Annotated in this window: 23 protein-coding genes; 16 read left to right on the top strand and 7 right to left on the bottom strand. The window is 42.8% G+C overall.

Annotated elements, in window-relative coordinates:
• Nucleotides 1–10: 10 nt before the first annotated feature.
• The 16 genes from wcaM to ugd all read left to right on the top strand — a co-directional run bounded on the left by wcaM (nucleotide 11) and on the right by ugd (nucleotide 16363).
• Nucleotides 11–1405 carry a colanic acid biosynthesis protein WcaM gene (wcaM, locus tag OGV93_RS04015; protein WP_287109396.1) on the top strand — a complete coding sequence of 465 codons (1395 nt, stop codon included), beginning with the start codon at nucleotides 11–13 and terminating at the stop codon, nucleotides 1403–1405.
• Nucleotides 1406–1569: 164 nt separating this feature from the next.
• A complete protein-coding gene (gene galF / locus OGV93_RS04020) occupies nucleotides 1570–2463 on the top strand; it encodes a GalU regulator GalF (RefSeq protein ID WP_101700037.1) in 894 nt (297 codons plus the stop codon).
• 458 nt (nucleotides 2464–2921) lie between these two features.
• Nucleotides 2922–4010: a dTDP-glucose 4,6-dehydratase gene (gene rfbB / locus OGV93_RS04025; RefSeq protein ID WP_101700036.1), complete on the top strand. Its 1089-nt coding sequence runs from the start codon at nucleotides 2922–2924 to the stop codon at nucleotides 4008–4010.
• A 10-nt stretch (nucleotides 4011–4020) separates the two neighbouring features.
• Complete coding sequence (gene rfbA / locus OGV93_RS04030; RefSeq protein ID WP_101700035.1) at nucleotides 4021–4893, top strand: glucose-1-phosphate thymidylyltransferase RfbA; 873 nt, start codon at nucleotides 4021–4023, stop codon at nucleotides 4891–4893.
• The gene (gene rfbC / locus OGV93_RS04035) at nucleotides 4890–5426 is read left to right on the top strand and encodes a dTDP-4-dehydrorhamnose 3,5-epimerase (protein ID WP_101700034.1); all 537 of its coding nucleotides are present in this window, start codon (nucleotides 4890–4892) and stop codon (nucleotides 5424–5426) included. The genes rfbA and rfbC overlap by 4 nt, the downstream gene beginning before the upstream one ends.
• Nucleotides 5427–5479: 53 nt before the next feature.
• Entirely contained in the window at nucleotides 5480–6259 is a 780-nt protein-coding gene (locus tag OGV93_RS04040; RefSeq protein WP_101700033.1) for an ABC transporter permease, read from the top strand.
• A 1-nt stretch (nucleotide 6260) separates the two neighbouring features.
• A complete protein-coding gene (locus tag OGV93_RS04045) occupies nucleotides 6261–7001 on the top strand; it encodes an ABC transporter ATP-binding protein (RefSeq protein WP_101700032.1) in 741 nt (246 codons plus the stop codon).
• A gap of 45 nt (nucleotides 7002–7046) precedes the next feature.
• Complete coding sequence (locus OGV93_RS04050) at nucleotides 7047–7829, top strand: glycosyltransferase family protein (RefSeq protein ID WP_131382550.1); 783 nt, start codon at nucleotides 7047–7049, stop codon at nucleotides 7827–7829.
• Nucleotides 7816–8715 (top strand): glycosyltransferase family 8 protein, encoded by a 900-nt coding sequence (locus OGV93_RS04055; RefSeq protein WP_101700031.1) that lies wholly within the window; start codon nucleotides 7816–7818, stop codon nucleotides 8713–8715. The genes OGV93_RS04050 and OGV93_RS04055 overlap by 14 nt, the downstream gene beginning before the upstream one ends.
• On the top strand, nucleotides 8715–9500 hold the full coding sequence (locus OGV93_RS04060) for a DUF4422 domain-containing protein (RefSeq protein ID WP_101700030.1): 786 nt from the start codon (nucleotides 8715–8717) through the stop codon (nucleotides 9498–9500). Before OGV93_RS04055 ends, OGV93_RS04060 begins: the two co-directional genes overlap by 1 nt.
• Nucleotides 9497–11314: a glycosyltransferase gene (locus OGV93_RS04065; protein ID WP_101700029.1), complete on the top strand. Its 1818-nt coding sequence runs from the start codon at nucleotides 9497–9499 to the stop codon at nucleotides 11312–11314. The genes OGV93_RS04060 and OGV93_RS04065 overlap by 4 nt, the downstream gene beginning before the upstream one ends.
• A gap of 1 nt (nucleotide 11315) precedes the next feature.
• On the top strand, nucleotides 11316–11756 hold the full coding sequence (locus tag OGV93_RS04070; RefSeq protein WP_287109397.1) for an NAD(P)-binding protein: 441 nt from the start codon (nucleotides 11316–11318) through the stop codon (nucleotides 11754–11756).
• Between the two features lie 8 nt (nucleotides 11757–11764).
• Nucleotides 11765–12487: a UDP-galactopyranose mutase gene (locus tag OGV93_RS04075; protein WP_287109406.1), complete on the top strand. Its 723-nt coding sequence runs from the start codon at nucleotides 11765–11767 to the stop codon at nucleotides 12485–12487.
• A complete protein-coding gene (locus OGV93_RS04080) occupies nucleotides 12487–13419 on the top strand; it encodes an NAD-dependent epimerase/dehydratase family protein (protein WP_101700027.1) in 933 nt (310 codons plus the stop codon). The genes OGV93_RS04075 and OGV93_RS04080 overlap by 1 nt, the downstream gene beginning before the upstream one ends.
• Nucleotides 13420–13554: 135 nt before the next feature.
• Nucleotides 13555–14961 carry an NADP-dependent phosphogluconate dehydrogenase gene (gnd, locus tag OGV93_RS04085; RefSeq protein ID WP_047415442.1) on the top strand — a complete coding sequence of 469 codons (1407 nt, stop codon included), beginning with the start codon at nucleotides 13555–13557 and terminating at the stop codon, nucleotides 14959–14961.
• Nucleotides 14962–15196: 235 nt separating this feature from the next.
• Nucleotides 15197–16363 carry a UDP-glucose 6-dehydrogenase gene (gene ugd / locus OGV93_RS04090; RefSeq protein WP_287109398.1) on the top strand — a complete coding sequence of 389 codons (1167 nt, stop codon included), beginning with the start codon at nucleotides 15197–15199 and terminating at the stop codon, nucleotides 16361–16363.
• Nucleotides 16364–16409: 46 nt separating this feature from the next.
• Here ugd and hisIE read toward each other — a convergent pair whose 3' ends face one another.
• The 7 genes from hisIE to hisD are packed head-to-tail and all read right to left on the bottom strand — an operon-like array spanning nucleotide 16410 to nucleotide 22544.
• The gene (gene hisIE / locus OGV93_RS04095; RefSeq protein WP_075848371.1) at nucleotides 16410–17021 is read right to left on the bottom strand and encodes a bifunctional phosphoribosyl-AMP cyclohydrolase/phosphoribosyl-ATP diphosphatase HisIE; all 612 of its coding nucleotides are present in this window, start codon (nucleotides 17019–17021) and stop codon (nucleotides 16410–16412) included.
• A complete protein-coding gene (gene hisF / locus OGV93_RS04100) occupies nucleotides 17015–17791 on the bottom strand; it encodes an imidazole glycerol phosphate synthase subunit HisF (RefSeq protein ID WP_019077116.1) in 777 nt (258 codons plus the stop codon). The genes hisIE and hisF overlap by 7 nt, the downstream gene beginning before the upstream one ends.
• A complete protein-coding gene (gene hisA / locus OGV93_RS04105) occupies nucleotides 17773–18510 on the bottom strand; it encodes a 1-(5-phosphoribosyl)-5-[(5-phosphoribosylamino)methylideneamino]imidazole-4-carboxamide isomerase (RefSeq protein ID WP_047498983.1) in 738 nt (245 codons plus the stop codon). Before hisA ends, hisF begins: the two co-directional genes overlap by 19 nt.
• Nucleotides 18510–19100, bottom strand: coding sequence for an imidazole glycerol phosphate synthase subunit HisH (gene hisH / locus OGV93_RS04110; protein ID WP_003030129.1), 591 nt, complete (start codon nucleotides 19098–19100; stop codon nucleotides 18510–18512). The genes hisA and hisH overlap by 1 nt, the downstream gene beginning before the upstream one ends.
• Nucleotides 19100–20167 (bottom strand): bifunctional histidinol-phosphatase/imidazoleglycerol-phosphate dehydratase HisB, encoded by a 1068-nt coding sequence (hisB, locus tag OGV93_RS04115; protein ID WP_094169144.1) that lies wholly within the window; start codon nucleotides 20165–20167, stop codon nucleotides 19100–19102. Before hisB ends, hisH begins: the two co-directional genes overlap by 1 nt.
• Entirely contained in the window at nucleotides 20164–21243 is a 1080-nt protein-coding gene (hisC, locus tag OGV93_RS04120; RefSeq protein WP_049281927.1) for a histidinol-phosphate transaminase, read from the bottom strand. The genes hisB and hisC overlap by 4 nt, the downstream gene beginning before the upstream one ends.
• On the bottom strand, nucleotides 21240–22544 hold the full coding sequence (gene hisD / locus OGV93_RS04125; RefSeq protein ID WP_287109399.1) for a histidinol dehydrogenase: 1305 nt from the start codon (nucleotides 22542–22544) through the stop codon (nucleotides 21240–21242). Before hisD ends, hisC begins: the two co-directional genes overlap by 4 nt.
• Nucleotides 22545–22549: the final 5 nt, after the last annotated feature.

Raw genomic sequence — 22549 nt, forward strand, 5'->3', positions numbered from 1 at the left:
TCGAGGTTGTATGTCAGAGAACAAACTCTCACGCCGTACTTTTCTGACGGCAAGTTCTGCGCTCGTCGTGCTGCATTCTCCCGTTGTTCGGGCGTTAGAATCACCGGGCAGCGTCATCATTCAGGATTACAACCCACAGGATTGGGTGGCTTCTTTCAGGCAGGCGTTCAAAGAAGGACAAACGGTAGTCGTACCAAATGGACTGGAATGTAAGGATCTCAATACCGCAGTTGTTATCCCGCCTGGCAAAACGCTACACCTGCAAGGCAGAATCAGCGGCAATGGCCGTGGGCGCTTTGTTCTGCAGGATGGATGCAAGGTGATGGGCGAGCAGGGCGGGAGCCTGAGGAACGTTACCCTCGATGTGCGGGGTTCGGACTGTGTGATAAAAGGGATTGCCATGAGCGGTTTCGGTCCGGTGACGCAAATCTATATCGGCGGTAAAACCTCGAGGCTGATGCGTAATCTGACTATCGATGATATTACCGTCACGCGCGCTAACTATGGCATTTTGCGTCAGGGTTTTCATAATCGAATGGACGGCGTAAAGATCACGAACAGCCGTTTTAGCGATTTACAGGGTGATGCTATCGAGTGGAATGTGGCGATAAACGACAGCAACATCCTCATTTCTGACCATGTCATTGAACGTATCAACTGTACCAACGGCAACGTGAACTGGGGCATCGGCATCGGTCTGGCGGGGAGTACCTATGACAATACCTATCCCGATGAACTGGCGGTAAAAAACTTTGTGGTAGCGAACATAACCGGTAGCGACTGTCGACAGCTAGTGCATGTGGAGAACGGCAAACACTTTATTATTCGTAATATTACCGCGCGAAATATCACTCCGGATTATAGCAAGAAAGCGGGCATTGATAATGCGACGGTCGCTATTTACGGATGTGATAATTTCGTAATTGATAATATCAATATGGAGAATAGTGCAGGTATGCTCATTGGTTACGGCGTAATCAAAGGGCGTTATTTATCCATTCCACAAAACTTTAAGTTAAATAATATCCATCTGGATAATACGAAACGTGAATACAAATTGCGCGGTATTCAGATCTCCTCTGGTAATGCGACTTCATTTGTGGCGATTACCAATGTGGAGATGAAACGTGCCACGCTTGAGTTGCATAACCAACCACAGCACCTTTTTTTACGTAACATCAGGGTGATGCAGCAATCCGCGACGGGACCCGCGCTTAAGATGCACTTCGATCTCCGTCAGGATGTGCGCGGCAAGTTTATGGCTAAACAGGACACATTACTCTCGCTGACGAATGTCCATGCGGTAAACGAAACCGGGCAAAGCTCAGTTGACATCGACCGGGTAAACCATCAGGTGGTGAATGTCGAAGCGGTGAATTTTCGACTCCCGGGACGGGAGCGGTAACTTTGCGACCATTCCTGGCTAAAGTGACACTCCCTGGGATTAAGATTACTGCATTGCGAAGTTAAGCGGCGTAACATACGCTGCATCGGAGTAATGTAATTCATACTGGCTAAAACAAGCTAAAAAGCTATAATTCAGCAACAATTGAATAGGTGAATGACTTAATGATTAATTTGAAAGCAGTTATTCCGGTAGCAGGTCTGGGGATGCACATGTTGCCTGCCACGAAGGCAATCCCTAAAGAGATGCTACCGATCGTAGACAAGCCGATGATTCAATACATTGTCGACGAAATTGTAGCTGCAGGTATCAAAGAAATCGTGCTGGTGACTCATGCGTCTAAGAACGCGGTTGAGAACCACTTCGACACCTCTTACGAACTCGAATCGTTGCTTGAGCAGCGTGTTAAGCGCCAGCTATTAGCCGAGGTGCAGTCTATCTGTCCTCCAGGCGTGACTATTATGAACGTTCGTCAGGCTCAGTTACTGGGTCTGGGTCATTCAATTCTTTGTGCTCGCCCAATTGTTGGTGATAACCCTTTTGTCGTCGTATTACCTGACGTCATTCTTGATACAGCGAGCGCGGATCCGCTGCGCTACAACCTGGCTGCCATGGTTGCTCGTTTTAATGAAACCGGGCGTAGTCAGGTGCTGGCTAAGCGTATGGAAGGCGATCTGTCTGAGTACTCTGTTATTCAGACCAAAGAGCCTTTAGATAATGAAGGCAAAGTCAGCCGTATTGTTGAATTCATTGAAAAACCAGACCAACCGCAGACTCTGGATTCCGATCTGATGGCAGTAGGGCGCTACGTGCTTTCTGCTGATATCTGGGCAGAACTGGAGCATACCCAGCCAGGTGCCTGGGGGCGTATTCAGTTGACGGATGCTATTGCTGAGCTGGCGAAAAAACAGTCTGTTGACGCCATGCTGATGACGGGTGACAGCTACGACTGCGGGAAGAAGATGGGGTATATGCAGGCGTTTGTTAAGTACGGGCTGCGTAACCTGAAGGAAGGGCCGAAGTTCCGTAAGAGCATTGAGAAGTTGCTCGGAGAATAGGCAAGACGAAAGATTAATTATATTAGTAATACTTCATGATAAATGGCAGGGGAAGACTCATGATGCTATCAGTATACAGGCATGTCTTCACTGCCTTTTTTATGATAAAAATCAAGTAGTAAAAAGATCAATGCTCTACCTTTTCTTGTAGCAAAAATCGATTTCTTCTTGTTTCTTAGTTAGATTAATACGACAATATTTGGGATGTTTTGGGGCTAAATGTGTCAAAATGTAATCAATAATTGATAGGCTAAGCCCCCTCAAAAATTGGAGTGTACAGTACACTGGTAGCTGTTGAGCCAGGGGCGGTAGCGTGTTTTTTATTATGCAATACTAAAGTAACATCTTCTAAAACCCTATAAAAATTGTTATAGGGACTCGTTATTTCTTAAATAATAACTTGACAAGTTATTATTAAGAAAATTAGGCTCAACTTCATTAAATATGGAAAGGTTAACGTGAGAATTTTGATTACCGGTGGTGCAGGTTTTATTGGTTCTGCTGTTGTTCGTCATATAATCAATAATACTAATGACAATATCATCAATGTAGATAAACTCACCTATGCTGGAAATCTTGAATCGCTGAAAGAGGTGGAAAACAACGAACGCTATACATTCTTTAAAGCTGACATCTGTGATGGCGAAGCAATGGCGAGAATTTTTCAAGAAACACAACCTGATGCTGTGATGCACCTCGCAGCTGAAAGTCATGTTGACCGTTCTATCACAGGACCAGCGGCATTTATTGAAACAAATATAGTCGGTACTTACACTTTGCTGGAAACCACAAGAAGATACTGGCAAGGTCTGGACGAAGCGAATAGGAACAGTTTCCGATTCCATCATATCTCCACTGATGAAGTTTATGGCGATTTACCTCATCCGGACGAATTACCGGAGGGGGCTGAGTTACCATTATTCACTGAAACTACCTCTTACTCACCGAGTAGCCCTTACTCTGCCTCTAAAGCATCAAGCGACCACCTCGTTCGTGCTTGGAGACGTACCTACGGGTTACCTACTGTAGTGACTAACTGTTCTAACAATTACGGTCCCTATCACTTCCCTGAGAAATTGATTCCATTAATTATTATCAATGCACTTGCGGGTAAATCTCTACCAGTTTATGGCAATGGCGCGCAAATTCGAGACTGGCTGTTCGTTGAGGACCATGCTCGCGCGCTATACAAAGTGGTCACAGAAGGTGTTGTTGGCGAAACTTACAATATTGGTGGCCATAACGAGCGTAAGAATTTGGAAGTCGTTAAAACAATTTGCGAAATTCTGGACGAGGTTGTGACATCTAAACCTGCTGGAATTGCTAACTTTGCTGATTTAATCACTTATGTAACCGATCGTCCTGGCCACGATCACCGTTATGCAATTGATGCCAAAAAAATAAAAAATGATTTGGGCTGGGTGCCAGAAGAAACATTCGAAACAGGCATTAGGAAAACAGTTAATTGGTACCTGAATAATAAAGAATGGTGGAAACGGGTCATGGACGGTTCTTACGCTGGTGAACGTTTGGGTTTGGTAAAATAAAGGTCAAATAATGAAAGGTATTGTTTTAGCTGGTGGTTCTGGGACTCGTCTATATCCTATCACACTTGGAATATCGAAACAGCTGTTACCCGTGTACGATAAGCCAATGATATTCTATCCAATTTCGGTTCTAATGTTGGCAGGTATACGTGATATTTTGATTATTAGTACTCCTGACGATTTACCCGCATTCAAGCGCCTATTAGGGGATGGTTCCCAATTTGGTGTGAAATTCAGCTATGAAGAACAGCCGACGCCAGATGGTTTAGCGCAAGCATTTATCATTGGTGAAGAATTTATAAACAATGATTCTTGTGCACTTGTGTTGGGCGATAATATTTATTTTGGTCAGAGTTTTGGTAAGAAGTTGGAGGCCGCATCACAGCTAAAATCAGGTGCCACAGTATTTGGTTATCAGGTTTTGGATCCGGAACGTTTTGGTGTTGTTGAATTTGATGAGAATTATAAAGCTCTCTCAATCGAAGAAAAACCACTTAAACCCAAATCTAACTGGGCTGTCACTGGGCTTTATTTCTATGATAACAACGTGGTAGAAATGGCTAAGCAGGTTAAACCATCTGCACGCGGTGAACTGGAAATTACAACCTTAAACCAGATGTATCTCGAACAAGGTAACTTGCAGGTTGAATTACTCGGTCGTGGTTTTGCTTGGTTGGATACTGGTACCCACGATAGCCTGGTTGATGCTTCACAGTTTATTCATACTATTGAAAAACGCCAGGGCATGAAGGTTGCCTGCCTCGAAGAGATCGCGTATCGCAATAAATGGATTAGTAGAGATCAACTTTTTGAACAGGCTAATAAAATGAGTAAAAATGGATATGGCCAGTATCTGAAGATTATTGCTGGAGAGAACCAATGAAAGTAATTGATACTAAAATTAAAGATGTAAAAATCATTGAGCCGAAAGTCTTTGGTGACGAACGTGGATTTTTCTTAGAGACCTTTGAGAAAAATAGATATCAAACCATGCTCAATATTGACATGGATTTTGTTCAGGATAACCATTCTCGTTCAAGCAAAGGTGTCCTGCGTGGACTGCATTTTCAGCGTAACAATCCACAGGGCAAACTTGTTCGCGTAGTACGTGGTGAAGTGTTCGATGTTGCAGTTGATATTCGTAGGGACTCTCCAACATATGGTACTTGGGAAGGCGTAATTCTTTCTGAAGCTAACAAAAAGCAATTCTGGATACCACCTGGACTTGCCCATGGCTTCTTAGTGCTGTCCGATATTGCTGATTTTGAATACAAATGCACGGATTACTATGATGCAAGTTCTGAAGGCTGTTTGATCTGGAATGATCCGCAGGTAGCTATTGAGTGGCCTGAGATTGATGCTGAGATTAAGCTTTCAGTGAAAGATGCTGTTGGTAAATCATTACACGATCTATAGCATGATTGTAAGGCATAGATAATATCTATGCCTAATAATTATAAGAGGTTTATGTGTTTAATAGTTTTTTTAATGATCTAGTTAAATATAAAACTGTCCTTGGGCAGCTCGTTAAACAACAAGTTACTCTCCGCTACCGAAGAACAATTTTTGGGTTTTTATGGACATTACTAAACCCATTATTAAATATGATAGTTATTGCCACGGTATTTTCTATAGTACTAAAGTTTCAAATAAGAGACTATAGTATTTTTTTATTTTCAGCAATTATTCCATGGACAATGTTTTCGAATACAATTGCTCAATGTTCGCAGTCTCTCATAATGAATGAGAGTTTAATTAAGAAAATATATCTACCGAAGCAATTATTCATTACGGCAAATGCATTCTCAGTGCTGATTGATTCATTCTTAAGTACTATCTGTTTATTTATCATTGCATTATTGTTTGGTGCTAAATTATCTTTTGCACTTTTATTTTTGCCATTTTCTTTCTTTATTCTTTTCTTTTTTACGTTTGGACTAGGATTGATTCTGTCCATATGCTCCGTATTTCTTCGAGATATGCAATATTTAATCGGGGTGCTATTGCAGGCGCTTTATTTTATCACGCCAATAATTTATCCGATTAGTGCAGTGCCTGAAGAATTTAGATGGGTATTCTCTTGGAATCCAATGTTTTATTTTGTGGAGTTGTTTCGAGATCCTATTTACAATAATGTGCTGCCATCATTCGATTTAATAAAAACCTGTATTGTATTCTCAGGTGTCGCCTTTGTAATGGGCGTGTATATATTTAAATCCAACGAACATAAAATTGTATTTAGGTTGTAAAATGGAATCTAAAATAGTGTTTGACAGCGTATCATTATATTTTAATGATCATAAAAACTCTCGGGTAACTTTTAAAGAGTTATTTGCTAATATTTTTAAGTCTAGAGCTAATTTACCGAATTACACCGGTAAACATTTAGCCCTTAATAATGTAAACATAACCATTAGACATGGAGAAAGGTTAGGTGTTGTTGGTAGAAATGGTGCTGGTAAGAGTACCTTTCTGAAAACGTTATGCAAAATATATGCACCGTCTTCAGGCCAGATCAGAGTAAACGGCAATATTGCCCCATTATTGGAAATTGGTGCTGGATTTAATCCAGAGTTAAGCGGCCGTGAAAATATATATCTTAATGGGGCTATATTAGGACACTCAATACAAAAGCTGAAGACACTGGAAGATGAAATTATTGATTTTTCTGAGTTAAATGAATTTATTGATATACCTGTAAAATACTATTCAACTGGAATGTATCTCAAATTGGCATTTTCAATTGCTACGGCAGTTAAGCCAGATATTTTAGTTTTAGATGAATTATTTGCTGGTGGGGATGCGGAGTTTATTGCAAAGGCAAAACTCAGAATGTCAAAATTCATTGAAGACTCAAGTATTATGGTCTTTGTTTCTCACCAGTTAGAGCTTTTAGAAGAATTGTGTACCCGTGTAATTTGGATCGATAACGGAGAAGTTATTGCAGATGGTAAGCCAGAAGTAATTATCAAACAATATTTAAATAAATGATAAATGATAAATGATAAATGATAAATGATAAATGATAAATGATAAATGATAAATGATAATATGATAGATATAGTTATTGTTAGCCATGGTAATTATGAAGACTTAGTTAATATTTTTAATGAATTATCTGGTTGCGAGCAATGTAATATTTGGGTTAGAGATAATCTTTCAGAATACAAAGTTAGAGAACTGTGCTCACAGTACAGTATTAATTATAGTCCAGCTTTACGATGTGAAGGATTTGCTCTAAACAATAATATTATAGTTGAGGAGATTATTAGGAAGTATAATGCGCTTTGTACAAATAATGAATCACACTATGTGCTTTTTATGAATCCAGATGCCTTTATCACTAAGACTGCTCTAACATTACTGAATGAAAAGGTGCTCCAAAACCAGCCTGATATGTTTACTATCGATTTATACAAAGATAAATCATTTACAGTTAGAGATCCTGCAATAAGACGTTTCCCAACTGTAGCTACTTTCTTATGTTCATTCTTGATGAATAAGAATAATAGTATTTTAGATCGCAACAGTTTAATCGAAACTAGTAATCCTGATTGGTGTGCAAGTTCATTTTTCGGTATAAAGTTAAATCATTATATTGATTTGAATGGTTTCGATTCCCGTTTCTTTATGTACTGTGAAGATGTAGACCTCTGCTATCGTGCAAAGCAAAGAGGGCTAAATTTAACTTACTATCCTGATATATGCGGCATACATCGAGCAAATCACGGTAGTAAGAAAATTTTTTCTCAGAATTTTCTATGGCATTTTTCAAGTGCCATTCGCTATATCTGGTACAGAATAAATGAGCACAGATAATAAAACGATAGTTTTAGGTATTCAACAAAACTATAAAATAGCAGCAGCGGTGTTGATAAAATCTCTAATCAAGAATAACCAAAACTCTATTTTTGATATTTTTATTCTAACAGATGCAGATCTGTCAGAGTATTTCAATAAATTACATTTACCTAACTGTACGATAAATATTAAAGTTATTGATATAAGCGAAATTAAGAATATCGACTGTGGTCGTTTTGGACTTGGTACATTATATCGACTGTTAATGGATCAATACATACCTACAAACTTAGATAAGGTTTTATATTTAGATTCCGATATAATTGTTAATGGTAGTATCGATGATTTATTTGGAATTGAATTTAACGAACATGAATTAGTGGCTGCTGTGGAATGTAGTATATCCAAAGAACATATAAAAAAAATAAAAGTTAAAAGTAATAAAATATTTAATGCTGGAGTTATATTATTTTCATTTAATAGAGCATGCAATGCTGAGGTTTTCTCTCAAGCGCGAGATTATGTGATTGAAAATAATACCAGTTTCAATGATCAAGACGCATTAAATACTGTGCTCGATGGAAGAGTGAAATATATAAGTCCTAAGTGGAATTATGAATTATTTAGAGCTAAACGTGATCTGATTTATAACAAAGTTGATGCGTCTAAAATCAATATGATTCATTATACCGGGAAAGATAAACCGTGGGATTACTATGATATAAACCCTTATTCCTATCTTTATCGTTTTTATTACAAAGAGTTATTTGGTGAACTCATGAAATTTAATAATGTTTCACCATTTGCCAGACTAATAAAAACGCTCAAGTTGTATTTATATAAAAACTTCTTAACATCTCGTATGTATATACTCTTACAAAACATATTTAGAACGAGAGCTTAATGAAAATCTATGCAATATCATATGGGCATTATAAAGGTTGCTACAATGATAAAGTCGTGATTCCGATTCAGGCTGGGAGCGTTCTTGTGGATACAGATAAAATACAAATAAAAGACGCTGGACTGATAAATATTTCCGATAAAAATAGCACATATAATGAATTAACTGCTATTTATTGTGTCTGGAAAAATCCTGATCTTCAGTCGCCATTTGTAGGAGTCTGTCATTATAGAAGATTTTTCGTTAGTGCAAAAGGCATGGATTTTTTTTTCTTAAGATTGTTAAGGAAAATACAACTGCCAAAGTGGTTGCTGAAAAAAACGTATAGTTATTTTCTTTCAAAAACGACAGCAACCCTTCTTGATAAATCAAATGATATTGATGCTATATTTCCATCAAAAATTAAACTTAAAATATCACTCCGAGAGCATTATTGCTTATTCCATGATTCAACTCATTACGAGGCTATGATGAAAGTCATCAAAAGAGACTTTTCATACCTTTATGATACAGCTGAAAAATGTAGTGATTCATGCTCAGGATACTTTTTTAATATGAGCATCCTGAAACAAGATTTATTTAATGAATACTGTCATGAGCTTTTTAAATTTGCATCTCTAGTGGAAGATGAACTGTCTTATAATTTGCCAGATAAAAAATCACGCTACATTGGGTATTTAAGTGAACGTTTTAGTAGTTTTTACTTTTACTATCTAATTAATCAAAATAAAATTTCTTATACGGAAATGAATGTTATGCTTATTAAAAGTGAGGTGTATTTGTGATAATTAATATTCAACCAATAATTATTCCAGATAGTGAAGTATGTAATGTTCGGTCTCTTTTTTTTAGAAGCGATGACTTGGTAGAATATGCGTCAGGTAAATTTACACCATTAATAACTTCATTAAGTTCAAAAATTTCGTTTAATACCTATTTTAATAGTTTTTCTGCTGGTAAATGGATCAAACATACAAATATTGAAAAAGCATTTCTTCAATTAAACGTCTATGGTAAGGGTTTAATTAGAGTTATTAAATCTAAATTAGATTTAGATTCTATTAATGAGTCCACGGTAAATGAATATTTTTTCGAAACGAAAGAAGAGAAAGTTCTAAAAATTGATCTCCGACTTGATGATCTAACTTTTAAAGACACGATCAGCTTTGAAGCTTTCTTTACAACAAATGAGTCGTATATTAGTGAAGCTGGATATTGGGGCGAAATTAATGAAAGTAACATTAAACCTGTTAGCTTGGCGCTTGCTTCATGCACTTATAAAAAAGAAAAATATATAAATAAAACACTGTCTCTCATTGATAGATATATAATTGATTTACACCCAGATTATGATATAAAAACTTATATTGTCGATAATGGTGGTACTTTAGATTATGATATTTGTGAAAAATATAAACGTACCACTCTTGTGAAATCAGATAATCTGGGAGCTAGTGGTGGTTTTTCTCGTGCATTATATTGTGCTATTCAGAATAATGATACACACGTAGTATCACTAGATGACGATATTCTTCTAAATCCATACTCGGTGAGTTTATTATATAATTTTTTACAATGCCTTAAAACTGAATATAGTGACTATGCTATTGCTGGTGCTATGCTAATGTATGATAAACAGTATATGCAACATGATTCTGGCGCATATATTGAAAAAAATCGTTTGCATGGAATACATAGTAATCTCGATTTACGTAGTTATTACAATTGTTTATTGAATTCTGTACAAGAGTTTCATGATAAAACATTTAATGGCTTTTGGTTCTGTTGCTATCCTGTCCATTTATTAAGCTCCAAAGGGTTGGCATTTCCTTTCTTTATGAAAGGTGATGATGTCGAACTTGGGATTAGAATTTTCAATAAAAAAATGCTGTCATTGAATGGTATTTGCACTTGGCACGAAAGTTTCTATAAAAAATTTACGCCTGTTTATAGTAATATATATGAATTGAGAAATCTTCTCATAATTTATAGCACTCAGTTTAAAAATTATTCGGCTGTTGATGCCTGCACTTTATTTGTTAAACGCTCTTTAAAGGAATTATTCTTTTATAGATATAAAGGAGTGGTACTTAATTGCAAAGGAGTCGAATTATTTTTAAATGGTAGTGAAGGTATTAAAAATATCGACAATGCCACTATTGTAAAAGAGAATCAGATATACAAATTATTAGATCCGATTGATAGTGATTACAATTTCTCATATGAAGCCTACCTTCGCTCAATTTGTCCAAAGAAAGAGCATTTCGCAAAAAGAATTTTGCGACTTGTGACATTTAACGGAAATCTCCTTCCTAGTATTTTCTTGAAGAAGAATATTATCGTACCAACTGTCACCGCCTCAATGCGTAGTGTATTTGGATACCGTAATATTATTCATTACAATGCTGAAGAACATAAAATTTATGTTACTAAAAACTCTAAGATTGAGTTTTTAGGCGCAATATGGAATATTTCTAAGATAAGTATAAAAATTCTACTAAACTATAGGAAAATTAAAATAGATTATCTTGCTAACTTTTCTCAGTTGACTGCTATAGAGTCTTGGGAAGAAAAATTCAAACAGAGTGACAGGAAATAAGATGGCTGTTAAATACGATTATGTCATTATCGGTTGTGGTCTTTCCGGTATTGTATTAGCAAATAATATTGCTACTAAACTGAATAAAAAAGTACTCATAATTGAAAAGCGTGATCACATAGGTGGAAATTGCTATGACTACTATGATGAACATGGTGTTCTTGTCCATAAATATGGTCCGCATATATTTCATACAAATTACAAAGATGTATTTGATTACTTAGATCAATACACTGAATGGTTTGTTTATCAATTTCAGGCGCGTACTTTAATTGATGGTAAGAAGACTTACTTACCGTTTAATTTGAATACGATGAAAGATATTCTCGATGAAAACTTATATGGTGAAATTTCTCAAAAACTCATCGAAACTTATGGTTATGACAAAACGGTTCCAATCTTTGAGCTTAAAAAATCTAAAGATAAAAAATTCAATGGTTAGCTGACTATATTTATGACAAGGTTTATGTCAATTACATTGCTAAACAGTGGAATCTCAAACCTGAAGAGCTTGATAAAAGTGTTCTTGAACGTGTTCCTGTTTATATTTCCCGTGATAATCGGTATTTTAAAGATAAATATCAGATTATGCCACGAGATGGTTACACGGTTATGTTTAATAAAATGCTGGCTAATAAAAATATCCATGTTTTGTTAAACGCAAATGCTGATGATTTCATCACTCTTACTGACGATAATCAGATTCAATATATGGGGGGGCGATTTGACGGTAAATTAATTTATACAGGTCAAATTGATCATCTTTTTGGGTATAAATATGGTGAACTTCCTTATCGTTCTTTACGGTTTGATTTCGTTAATTATACCAAAGAGTTCTTCCAGGAAGTCGCTATGGTAAGTTATCCAAATAACTACGATTTCACTCGAATTACTGAAAGTAAACACTTAACTGGTCAGGATTGTAAAACTACAACAGTAGTATATGAATACCCTCAAGATTATGATAAGAATGATCCTGATAAAAATGTGCCATATTATCCTGTACCTCGTGATGAAAATCATCAACTTTATTCCAAATACTCAGAGTTAGCATCCAATTATAAATCGTTGATATTGGTTGGTCGCTTAGCTCAATATAAATATTATAATATGGACCAAATGATTAAAGTTGCTCTTGATACGTTCGTAGAAATTCAGGCTGGAGAGAAATAGTGAAAAATATTCTTATTATCGGTGGCTCAGGTTTTATGGGGGCCAATTTTACTGAGTATTTTCTTGGTAAAGGTTACAAAGTAATCAGTTTTAGTCGTTCGCCAATCCGTATTCAGCATGAAAATGTCATTAGCATTTGCGGCGATAGTCGCGATGCAGCTAAGATTGAGGAAATCTTTACTAATTATGATATTGATCTTGTAGTCTTCACTCTTACCAGTTTTTGGGTTGTGGATGGTGTGAGTTCTTATCAGGATTTGACGGCTATCAATTTAGCAGCTTTTATTGATGTTCTTAATATTATGAAGCGTAATAACGTAAATAATATTATTTACATTTCTTCTGGAGGCTCTATCTATGGTCAATCGGATAAACCGATTCCTGAGAATGCACCTCTTTGCCCTGTGAGTTTCTATGGCTGGATTAAAGAAGCCGCAGAGAGTTATCTTAAATATGAAGCACGAATTAATCCTGCCCTTAACTATTTGATTTTTAGGCCTTCAAATGTCTATGGTAAGTATCAGCAACTTAATCGTATTATCGGTGTGGCTCTGAAAAATACTTATCTTGGAATACCAATGAACATCTTTGGTGGTGCGGATACTAAGAAAGATTATATTTATATTGACGATTTCTGTGAGATCATTTTTGAAACAATTAATAAAGGTGTTTGGAATGAAACCTATAATATAGGTTCTGGTGTGGGTACCAGCATAAGAGATATTCTTGAGCTTGCACAAGAGGTTGTTAATAAGCCACTTTCAGTGGAGTACGGGAAGCAAAAAGAAGGTGACATTAGTTATAGCGTTCTAAACGTTGATAAAGTTAAAATGATATCAGGTAAGAATAACTTCATCAGTGTTAGAGATGGTATGGCTAAAATGTATCCATATGTTGTCGAAGAATTAGCTCGGTTAGAGCAGAAAAAATAATTTTTTGTGCCTTAAAACACCAATAGCTAAACGGTAAACTAGTTCTCTTATCGTTTGTTGGAGTAACATGTGATTTCAATACCAAGGCAGTTTGGCTACTTACTGCCTGGAGCTTACACCTGACAGGAGTTTTACATGTCTAAGCAACAAATCGGCGTCGTTGGTATGGCTGTGATGGGGCGCAATCTGGCGCTCAACATCGAAAGCCGTGGTTATACCGTGTCCGTTTTCAACCGCTCGCGTGAAAAAACGGAAGAGGTTATCGCCGAGAATCCGGGGAAAAAACTGGTTCCTTACTATACGGTAAAAGAGTTTGTTGAATCCCTTGAAACGCCTCGTCGTATCCTGTTAATGGTGAAAGCAGGCGCTGGCACTGATGCTGCTATCGACTCCCTGAAGCCATATCTGGATAAAGGTGACATCATTATTGATGGCGGTAATACGTTCTTCCAGGACACTATCCGTCGTAACCGTGAGCTCTCAGCTGAAGGATTTAACTTCATCGGTACCGGCGTCTCCGGTGGCGAAGAAGGTGCGCTGAAGGGACCATCTATTATGCCTGGTGGCCAGAAAGAAGCTTACGAGCTGGTTGCCCCAATCCTGACCAAAATCGCCGCTGTTGCAGAAGATGGTGAACCGTGTGTGACGTATATCGGTGCCGACGGTGCTGGTCACTATGTGAAGATGGTACACAACGGTATTGAGTACGGTGATATGCAACTGATTGCTGAAGCTTACTCATTGTTGAAAGGTGGTTTGAACCTAAGCAACGAAGAACTGGCTAGCACCTTCACCGAGTGGAATAACGGCGAACTGAGTAGCTACCTGATCGATATCACCAAAGATATCTTCACTAAAAAAGATGAAGATGGTAAATATTTGGTGGATTTCATCCTGGATGAAGCGGCGAATAAAGGGACGGGTAAATGGACCAGCCAGAGCTCTCTGGATCTCGGTGAACCACTGTCTCTGATTACTGAGTCTGTGTTTGCACGTTACATCTCTTCACTGAAAGATCAGCGTGTTGCTGCCTCTAAAGTCCTGTCCGGTCCTAAAACTCAGCTTGCGGGTGATAAGGCAGAATTTATTGAGAAAGTACGTCGTGCGCTGTACCTCGGTAAGATCGTGTCTTATGCTCAGGGCTTCTCTCAGCTGCGTGCCGCATCTGACGAGCATAATTGGGATCTGAACTACGGCGAGATTGCAAAAATCTTCCGTGCGGGCTGCATCATCCGCGCGCAGTTCCTGCAGAAAATCACCGATGCCTATGCTAAAAACGCTGGTATCGCGAACCTGCTGCTCGACCCGTACTTCAAGAACATTGCTGATGAATACCAACAGGCACTACGCGATGTTGTAGCGTATGCCGTGCAGAATGGCATCCCGGTACCGACATTCTCTGCGGCTGTCGCTTATTACGACAGCTATCGTGCCGAAGTGTTACCTGCAAACCTGATTCAGGCCCAGCGTGACTACTTCGGTGCGCATACTTATAAACGTACTGATAAAGAAGGTGTTTTCCATACTGAATGGATGGAATAAGTCTTCTGACATTCACTGGCCCGGTTTTTTGACCGGGCTTTTTTTTATCCCAAATCTTATTGATTTAAGTTGATTGCTTAATCTTTACTTAATATTTCTAGCGTACTCTGATAAAGAAAATCTGAATTGTTTTAACCTTCGTTGACACAACATTCAACAAAACGTTAAAACATTATTCTCTTATCAGGATGTACGACATCATGATTAAATATTAAGATAATACTGAGAGCATGAAATGAAAATCACCATTTCTGGTACCGGATATGTTGGCCTGTCAAATGGTCTTCTTATTGCCCAACATCATCAGGTCATTGCTCTGGACATAGTTCCTTCCCGTGTCGAGATGCTAAATAATCGGATATCTCCGATAGTTGATCAAGAAATTGAACAGTATCTGCAATCAAAAGATATAACATTCAGCGCTACCCTGGATAAGCACAAAGCTTATCAGAACGCAGAATTTGTCATTATTGCTACCCCAACAGATTACGATCCCAAAACTAATTATTTCGATACTAGCAGCGTCGAGTCAGTTATACAGGATGTTATTAAAATAAATCCAGATGCAGTAATGGTAATAAAATCGACGGTTCCTGTCGGTTTTACTCAATCGATGCGTCAAAAGTATAGCTCAGACAATATCATCTTTTCCCCAGAATTCCTGCGAGAGGGTAAAGCGCTATATGACAATTTGTACCCTTCACGCATTGTCATTGGTGAACGATCTTCCCGTGCTGAAACGTTTGCTGCACTGCTACAGGAAGGGGCTCTGAAGAAAGATATTCCGACCCTATTTACAGATTCAACTGAAGCCGAAGCTATCAAGCTCTTTGCAAATACCTATCTGGCGATGCGTGTTGCCTATTTTAACGAACTTGATAGCTATGCAGAAAGCCTGGGGCTTAATGCTCGACAGATCATCGAAGGGGTTTGTCTGGACCCGCGTATTGGTAACCATTACAACAATCCCTCATTCGGTTACGGTGGATACTGTCTGCCAAAAGACACTAAGCAATTACTCGCCAACTATAAATCTGTACCCAATAATATTATTTCAGCAATCGTTGATGCTAATCGGACGCGAAAAGACTTTATTGCTGATGCAATTATTTCACGAAAGCCAAAGGTCGTCGGTATTTATCGATTGATTATGAAAAGTGGCTCAGATAATTTCCGGGCATCGTCTATCCAGGGTATTATGAAGCGTATTAAAGCGAAAGGTATCCCGGTCATAATCTATGAGCCTGTATTGCCAGATGATAGTTTTTTCAATTCGCGGGTTGAGCGTGATCTGGCTAAATTTAAAAGCGAGTCCGATGTTATAATCTCTAACCGGATGGCCGAAGAACTGTTGGATGTAGCCGATAAAGTCTATACCAGAGATTTATTCGGAAATGATTAAACGCTCAATTAAATAAAGATACCGGCATAGTGCCGGTATCTGTCTATTACTGATGTCTTTTGCGTAAATTCTCAATCACCGTCGTCAGGTCGAGGTCCTGGTCCTGCAGCAGAACCAGCAGGTGATACATCAGATCAGAGGCTTCATTGGTCAGTTCAAAACGATCGTTCACGGTTGCGGCCAGCGCGGTCTCTACGCCTTCTTCGCCTACCTTCTGGGCAATACGTTTAGTGCCGCTGGCATACAGCTTCGCAGTGTAGGAGCTTGCCGGGTCAGCGGTTTTACGTTCGGCCAGTAGTTGCTCCAGTTGATACAGGAACAGCCACTGGTGGCTGGCATCGCCAAAGCAGCTTGAGGTGCCTTTATGGCAGGTCGGGCCAATCGGGTTAACCAGTACCAGCAGGGTGTCGTTGTCGCAGTCGGGCGCGATGCTCACCACGTTCAGGAAGTGACCAGAGGTTTCACCCTTGGTCCACAGGCGCTGTTTGGTCCGCGAGAAAAAGGTCACTTTGCCGCTTTCAACCGTTTTATCCAGTGCTTCCGGGTTCATATAACCCAGCATTAGTACCTCACCGGAAACCGCATGCTGCACGATGACTGGCATCAGTCCGTCGGTTTTTTCCCAGTCCAGCTCGCGGCATTGTTGCTTCGTTAACATATCCTGATCTCCACGCCCTGTGTTGCCAGGTACGCTTTTAATTCGCCAATATTAATAATTTGCTTGTGAAAGACGGAAGCGGCAAGCGCGCCGTCAACGTCGGCGTCCCGGAATGCTTCAAGGAAGTGTTCCATGGTGCCCGCGCCGCCGGAGGCAATCAGCGGTACATGGCAAACGTCGCGCACTTTTTTCAGTTGCTCCAGGTCATAACCGTTACGCACGCCGTCCTGGTTCATCATGTTCAGGACGATTTCGCCTGCGCCGCGTTTTTGTACTTCCTGCACCCAGTCCAGCGTTTCCCACTGCGTGACGCGGGTACGGCTTTCATCCCCGGTATATTGATTAACATGATATTTGCCGGTTTCAGCGTCATACCAGGTATCAATGCCTACCACGATACACTGCACGCCGAAGCGGTCCGCCAGGCGGGTGATAAGCTCCGGTTCAGCCAGCGCCGGGGAGTTGATAGAGATTTTATCCGCCCCGAAGGAGAGGATGCGCGCCGCATCGTCGATGGATTTAATGCCACCGGCAACGCAGAACGGAATATCGATCACTTCCGCCACGCGAGATACCCAGCTTTTATCCACTACGCGGCCATCGCTGGAGGCGGTGATATCGTAGAACACCAGTTCATCTGCGCCTTCATCGGCATAGCGTTTTGCCAGCGGGACAATGTCACCAATAATCTCGTGATTGCGAAACTGGACGCCTTTTACCACCTGTCCATCACGAACGTCCAGACAAGGAATTATGCGTTTTGCCAGCATTGAATGGCCTCCTCAACGGTGAACTTACCTTCCAGCAGGGCGCGTCCGACGATCACGCCGCGTACGCCGGTTCCACGCAGGGCTGCTACGTCCTCGATCCCGCCAATGCCGCCAGATGACTGGAATGCTACCTGCGGATATTTGGCGCACACTTCTTCATAAAGCGCGACGTTTGAGCCAGCCAGCGTACCGTCGCGGGAGATATCGGTGCACAGCACGTGCTTCAGGCCGACGGGTAAATAGGTCTCAACCAGTTCTTCCAGAGAAACCCCGGAATCTTCCTGCCAGCCGCTAACCGCTACCTGTTTATTACCGCGCTCGTCAATACGAACGTCCAGCGCCAGCACCAGCGCGTCGGCGCCAAAACGGGCAAACCAGCCCTTGACTACCTCGGGGGATTTTACTGCCGTCGAACCTACCACCACGCGCGCCACGCCTGCGTCAAGCAGCGCCGCAACGTCCGATTCAGTACGCACGCCACCGCCAACCTGTACCGGAACATTGACTCCAGCGACCAGCGTTTTAATCAGCGGGATCTGCCGCTGCGCCGGGTCTTTCGCGCCAGTTAAATCAACCAGGTGCAGTACTTCGGCACCCTGAGCTGCGTAATCCTGTAAACGGGGGAGAGGATCGTTGCCATAATCACGTTGCGTTGCGTAATCGCCCTGATGAAGACGCACCACCGTGCCGTCGATTAAATCTAATGCCGGAATAATCATTACATCTCCAGAAAGTTTTTCAGCAACTGCGCCCCAGCCGCGCCCGAGCGTTCAGGGTGAAACTGCACGCCAAAGAAATTGTCCTTTTGTACTGCCGCGGTAAATGGTTCGCCGTAATGGCACTGGGCGATGGTCCACGGGTTCACCGGCATAGCATAGCTGTGTACAAAGTAGAAATATGCGCCATCTTCAATGCCCTGGAACAGACGATTTCCCGCCTGCGGATAGACGCGATTCCAGCCCATATGCGGCAGCGGCAGACCGAAATCGGTCATCTTCGGAACGTCCTGCTCAATAATGCCCAGCAGAGAGACACCGTTACTCTCTTCGCTGCGGCGGCCAAGCAGTTGCATGCCTAAGCAGATCCCCAGTACCGGTTGCGTACAAGCTTTAATCAGTTCAATCAGTTCACGCTCGTGCAACTGGTCCATAGCCGCCTGAGCGGTACCGACGCCCGGCAGAAACAGTTTATCGGCACGCAGCACTACGTCCGGGTCACGGCTGACAACCGGGTCGTATCCATGGCGTGCGACGGCGGATTTCACCGAGTGCAGGTTGGCGCAGCCGGTATCAAGGATCACCACGTTCATTACAGCACTCCTTTTGAGGAGGGCAGCGTATCGCCTTCTACGCGAATAGCCTGGCGCAGCGTACGACCAAAGGCTTTAAACAGGCTCTCCACACGGTGGTGGTCATTTTTCCCTTTGGTTTTCAGGTGCAAGGTGACACCCATGGTGTAAGAGAGTGAACGGAAGAAGTGTTCAATCATCTCTGTGCTCAGATCGCCAACGCGCTGGTAGGTAAACTCCGCGCGGTATTCCAGGTGCGGACGCCCCGAGATATCCAGCGCGCAACGTGCCAGGCACTCGTCCATCGGCAGCACAAAACCAAAACGGTTGATACCGCGTTTATCGCCTAATGCCAGCTTTAAGGCTTCACCCAGCGCCAGACCGGTATCTTCAACGGTGTGGTGATCGTCAATATACAGATCGCCTTTGACGGCAATCTCCATGCGAAAACCGCCGTGGGTGGCGATTTGATCCAGCATGTGGTCAAAGAAGCCAACGCCGGTATTGATTTTGCTACGGCCTTCGCGGTCCAGCCAGACTTTGACGTCAATCTGCGTCTCTTTGGTATTACGCTCAACGTGCGCGTAGCGGTCTCGCTTGGTCAACTGCTCGCCGATCATCACCCAGTTCAGGGTGTCGCGGTGGTAGCGTAATCCGCTAATGCCCATGTTTTCTGCGAGCTGAATATCGGTCGCCCGATCACCAATGACGTAGCTGTTTGCCACATCCATGGCCTGTTCAACCAGATACTGCTCAACCAGTTTCATTTTTGGCTTACGGCAATCACACGCGTCCGCTGGCAGGTGCGGGCAGATCAGCACCTCATCAAACGCGACGCCCTGAGAGGTGAAAATTTGCATCATCAGGTTATGCGGACCGTCAAAATCGGCCTGCGGGAAGCTCTGCGTACCGAGTCCATCCTGGTTAGTGATCATCACCAGCTTAAAGCCGGCTTTTTGCAGCTTCAGCAAAACGGGAACGACGTCCGGCTCGAAGGCGAGTTTGTCAAAGCGATCGACCTGAAAGTCACTTGGCGGTTCTGAAATCAGGGTTCCATCACGGTCAATAAAAAGATACTTCTGGTTCATACTTGCTCCGCACGTAAGGCGTCAATGACGCGCTGGCTCTCTTCGCGGGTTCCGACAGTAATTCGCAGGCAGCCGCTTAATGAAGGTTGTTTATTCTGATCTCGTAAGATAATGCCCTGATCCCACAAAGATTTAAATACGCTGCTTGATGCGGTGAAGCGCGCCAGAACATAGTTGGTTTCAGAGTCGAAAACCTGCTCTACACAGCGAATGGTTTTCAGGTTCTCCACCAGATACTGACGCTCTTGCAGGATCTGCTCTACGCGTTGGCGCATGGCGGAAATCCCTTGTGGCGTCAGCGCCTGGGCGGCGATATCCGCTACCGGGGTAGAAAGCGGGTAGGGAGCAATCACCTTTAACAGCAGATTGATAACCTCTTCATTCGCCAGCGTAAATCCGCAGCGTAAACCGGCGAGAGCAAATGCTTTAGACAGCGTACGTAATACTGCCAGATGCGGATACTCAGACAGCCAGCCTGCCAGCGTAGCCTGCGGACAAAACTCAATATAGGCCTCATCAGCGACCACGATGGCTTTACCCTGCGTCATTTCGAGCAGTGAACGTAGGTCCTGCGGATTTATCAGCTGGCCGGTTGGGTTATTGGGGCTGCATACGTAGACCACTTTCACGCCATCAAGCTTGTCCGCGATGCCTTGTAAATCCAGCTGCCAGTTATCCAGGGTCGGGACGGTGCGGCATTCAACGCCAATCGTTTCGGCGCTGACGCTGTACATGCCGTAAGTCGGCGGACAGTAGAGAATTGCATCTTTACCGGGTTCGCAAAAAGCGCGCACCAGCAGTTCGATCCCTTCATCTGCACCGCGGCTGACCAGCACCTGCTCTGGTTTGACGCCAGCATACTGCGCGTAATTCTCAATTACGGTTTTCGGCTGACACTCTGGATAGCGGTTCAGCGTCTGCTGGCGTAGCTGGAACTCAACGGCGGTTGGGTACTCATTCGCGTTGAGCCACACGTCCCCGTTACCGCCAAGACGACGGGCAGACTGATAGGGCGTTAACTCGCGAACATTCTTACGGGCTAAATCAGTGACGCTGAGAAAGTTGTCAGTGCTCATGCTTGCTCCTTCAGGGCGTTAACGCGCAGGGTGACGGCATTTTTGTGGGCAGTCAGTCGTTCAGCAGCGGCCAGTGTTTCAATGGTGGAGGCCAGGGCAGAGAAACCTTGGGGGGTTAATTCCTGTACCGTCATCCGTTTCTGGAAATCAGCCAGCCCAAGGCTTGAGCAGGTTGCGGTATAGCCGTAGGTCGGAAGAACGTGGTTGGTGCCGGAAGCATAGTCGCCAGCCGACTCAGGAGACCAGTCACCCAGGAATACCGAACCAGCGCTGGTGATATCGTCAACCAGTTCACGCGCGTTACGGGTCTGAATAATCAGGTGCTCTGGGCCGTAGGCGTTAGAGATGGCCACGCATTGCTCAAGATCTCTGGCGACGATCAGTCGACTGGCGGCGAGCGCCTGACGTGCGGTGTCGGCGCGGGAAAGCTCGGCAAGCTGGCGTTCAACGGCTTTGGCCACGCCTTCGGCCAGCGTAGCGTCTGGCGTCAGCAGGATAACCTGCGAGTCGGGGCCGTGCTCGGCCTGAGAAAGCAGGTCGGAAGCAACAAAGTCAGGCGTCGCGCCGCTGTCGGCGATAATCAGCACTTCAGACGGGCCCGCAGGCATGTCGATAGCCGCGCCGTCAAGACGTTGGCTGACCTGACGTTTGGCTTCGGTCACATACGCATTGCCTGGCCCGAAGATTTTATCGACCTTAGGAATAGATTCGGTACCCAGCGCCAGCGCGGCAATGGCCTGCGCGCCGCCCACGTTGAACACCTCTTTTACGCCACACAGTTGCGCGGCGTAGAGGATTTCATCGGCAATCGGCGGCGGTGAGCAGAGCACCACTTTTTTGCAGCCAGCGATACGCGCCGGGGTCGCCAGCATTAATACGGTAGAGAAGAGCGGTGCCGATCCCCCAGGAATATACAGCCCCACGGAGGCGATAGGGCGAGTAATCTGCTGGCAGCGCACGCCAGGCTGAGTTTCAATATCCACCGGCGGCAGAATTTGCGCGGTGTGGAACGCATCAATATTACGCACCGCCGCCTGCATGGCTTGTTTCAGCTCGTCGCTCAGGCGGCTACTGGCTTGCTGAATTTCTTCTTCGGTGACGCGCAGCGCGCCGACCTCGGTTTTGTCAAACTTAGCACTGTATTCACGCAGCGCCCGGTCGCCGTTATTTTTGACGTTCTCAAGAATCTCGGCCACCGTGCGGCTGATGCTTTCAGAGGCGGATATCGCCGGGCGCATCAGCAGTTCGCGCTGCTGCTCGGGGCTACAGCTATTCCAGTCGATCAGGGTATTGAAGCTCATGGCTA

The organism is Citrobacter sp. Cb031 (assembly GCF_030336725.1).
GTDB classification, from domain to species: domain Bacteria; phylum Pseudomonadota; class Gammaproteobacteria; order Enterobacterales; family Enterobacteriaceae; genus Citrobacter; species Citrobacter braakii.

Coding starts and splice junctions, on each gene's coding strand:
- wcaM (WP_287109396.1), top strand. CDS start 11: ATGTCAGAGAACAAACTCTCACGCCGTACTTTTCTGACGGCAAGTTCT.
- galF (WP_101700037.1), top strand. CDS start 1,570: ATGATTAATTTGAAAGCAGTTATTCCGGTAGCAGGTCTGGGGATGCAC.
- rfbA (WP_101700035.1), top strand. CDS start 4,021: ATGAAAGGTATTGTTTTAGCTGGTGGTTCTGGGACTCGTCTATATCCT.
- rfbC (WP_101700034.1), top strand. CDS start 4,890: ATGAAAGTAATTGATACTAAAATTAAAGATGTAAAAATCATTGAGCCG.
- OGV93_RS04045 (WP_101700032.1), top strand. CDS start 6,261: ATGGAATCTAAAATAGTGTTTGACAGCGTATCATTATATTTTAATGAT.
- OGV93_RS04050 (WP_131382550.1), top strand. CDS start 7,047: ATGATAAATGATAATATGATAGATATAGTTATTGTTAGCCATGGTAAT.
- OGV93_RS04055 (WP_101700031.1), top strand. CDS start 7,816: ATGAGCACAGATAATAAAACGATAGTTTTAGGTATTCAACAAAACTAT.
- OGV93_RS04060 (WP_101700030.1), top strand. CDS start 8,715: ATGAAAATCTATGCAATATCATATGGGCATTATAAAGGTTGCTACAAT.
- OGV93_RS04070 (WP_287109397.1), top strand. CDS start 11,316: ATGGCTGTTAAATACGATTATGTCATTATCGGTTGTGGTCTTTCCGGT.
- gnd (WP_047415442.1), top strand. CDS start 13,555: ATGTCTAAGCAACAAATCGGCGTCGTTGGTATGGCTGTGATGGGGCGC.
- ugd (WP_287109398.1), top strand. CDS start 15,197: ATGAAAATCACCATTTCTGGTACCGGATATGTTGGCCTGTCAAATGGT.
- hisIE (WP_075848371.1), bottom strand. CDS start 17,021: ATGTTAACGAAGCAACAATGCCGCGAGCTGGACTGGGAAAAAACCGAC.
- hisF (WP_019077116.1), bottom strand. CDS start 17,791: ATGCTGGCAAAACGCATAATTCCTTGTCTGGACGTTCGTGATGGACAG.
- hisA (WP_047498983.1), bottom strand. CDS start 18,510: ATGATTATTCCGGCATTAGATTTAATCGACGGCACGGTGGTGCGTCTT.
- hisH (WP_003030129.1), bottom strand. CDS start 19,100: ATGAACGTGGTGATCCTTGATACCGGCTGCGCCAACCTGCACTCGGTG.
- hisB (WP_094169144.1), bottom strand. CDS start 20,167: ATGAACCAGAAGTATCTTTTTATTGACCGTGATGGAACCCTGATTTCA.
- hisC (WP_049281927.1), bottom strand. CDS start 21,243: ATGAGCACTGACAACTTTCTCAGCGTCACTGATTTAGCCCGTAAGAAT.
- hisD (WP_287109399.1), bottom strand. CDS start 22,544: ATGAGCTTCAATACCCTGATCGACTGGAATAGCTGTAGCCCCGAGCAG.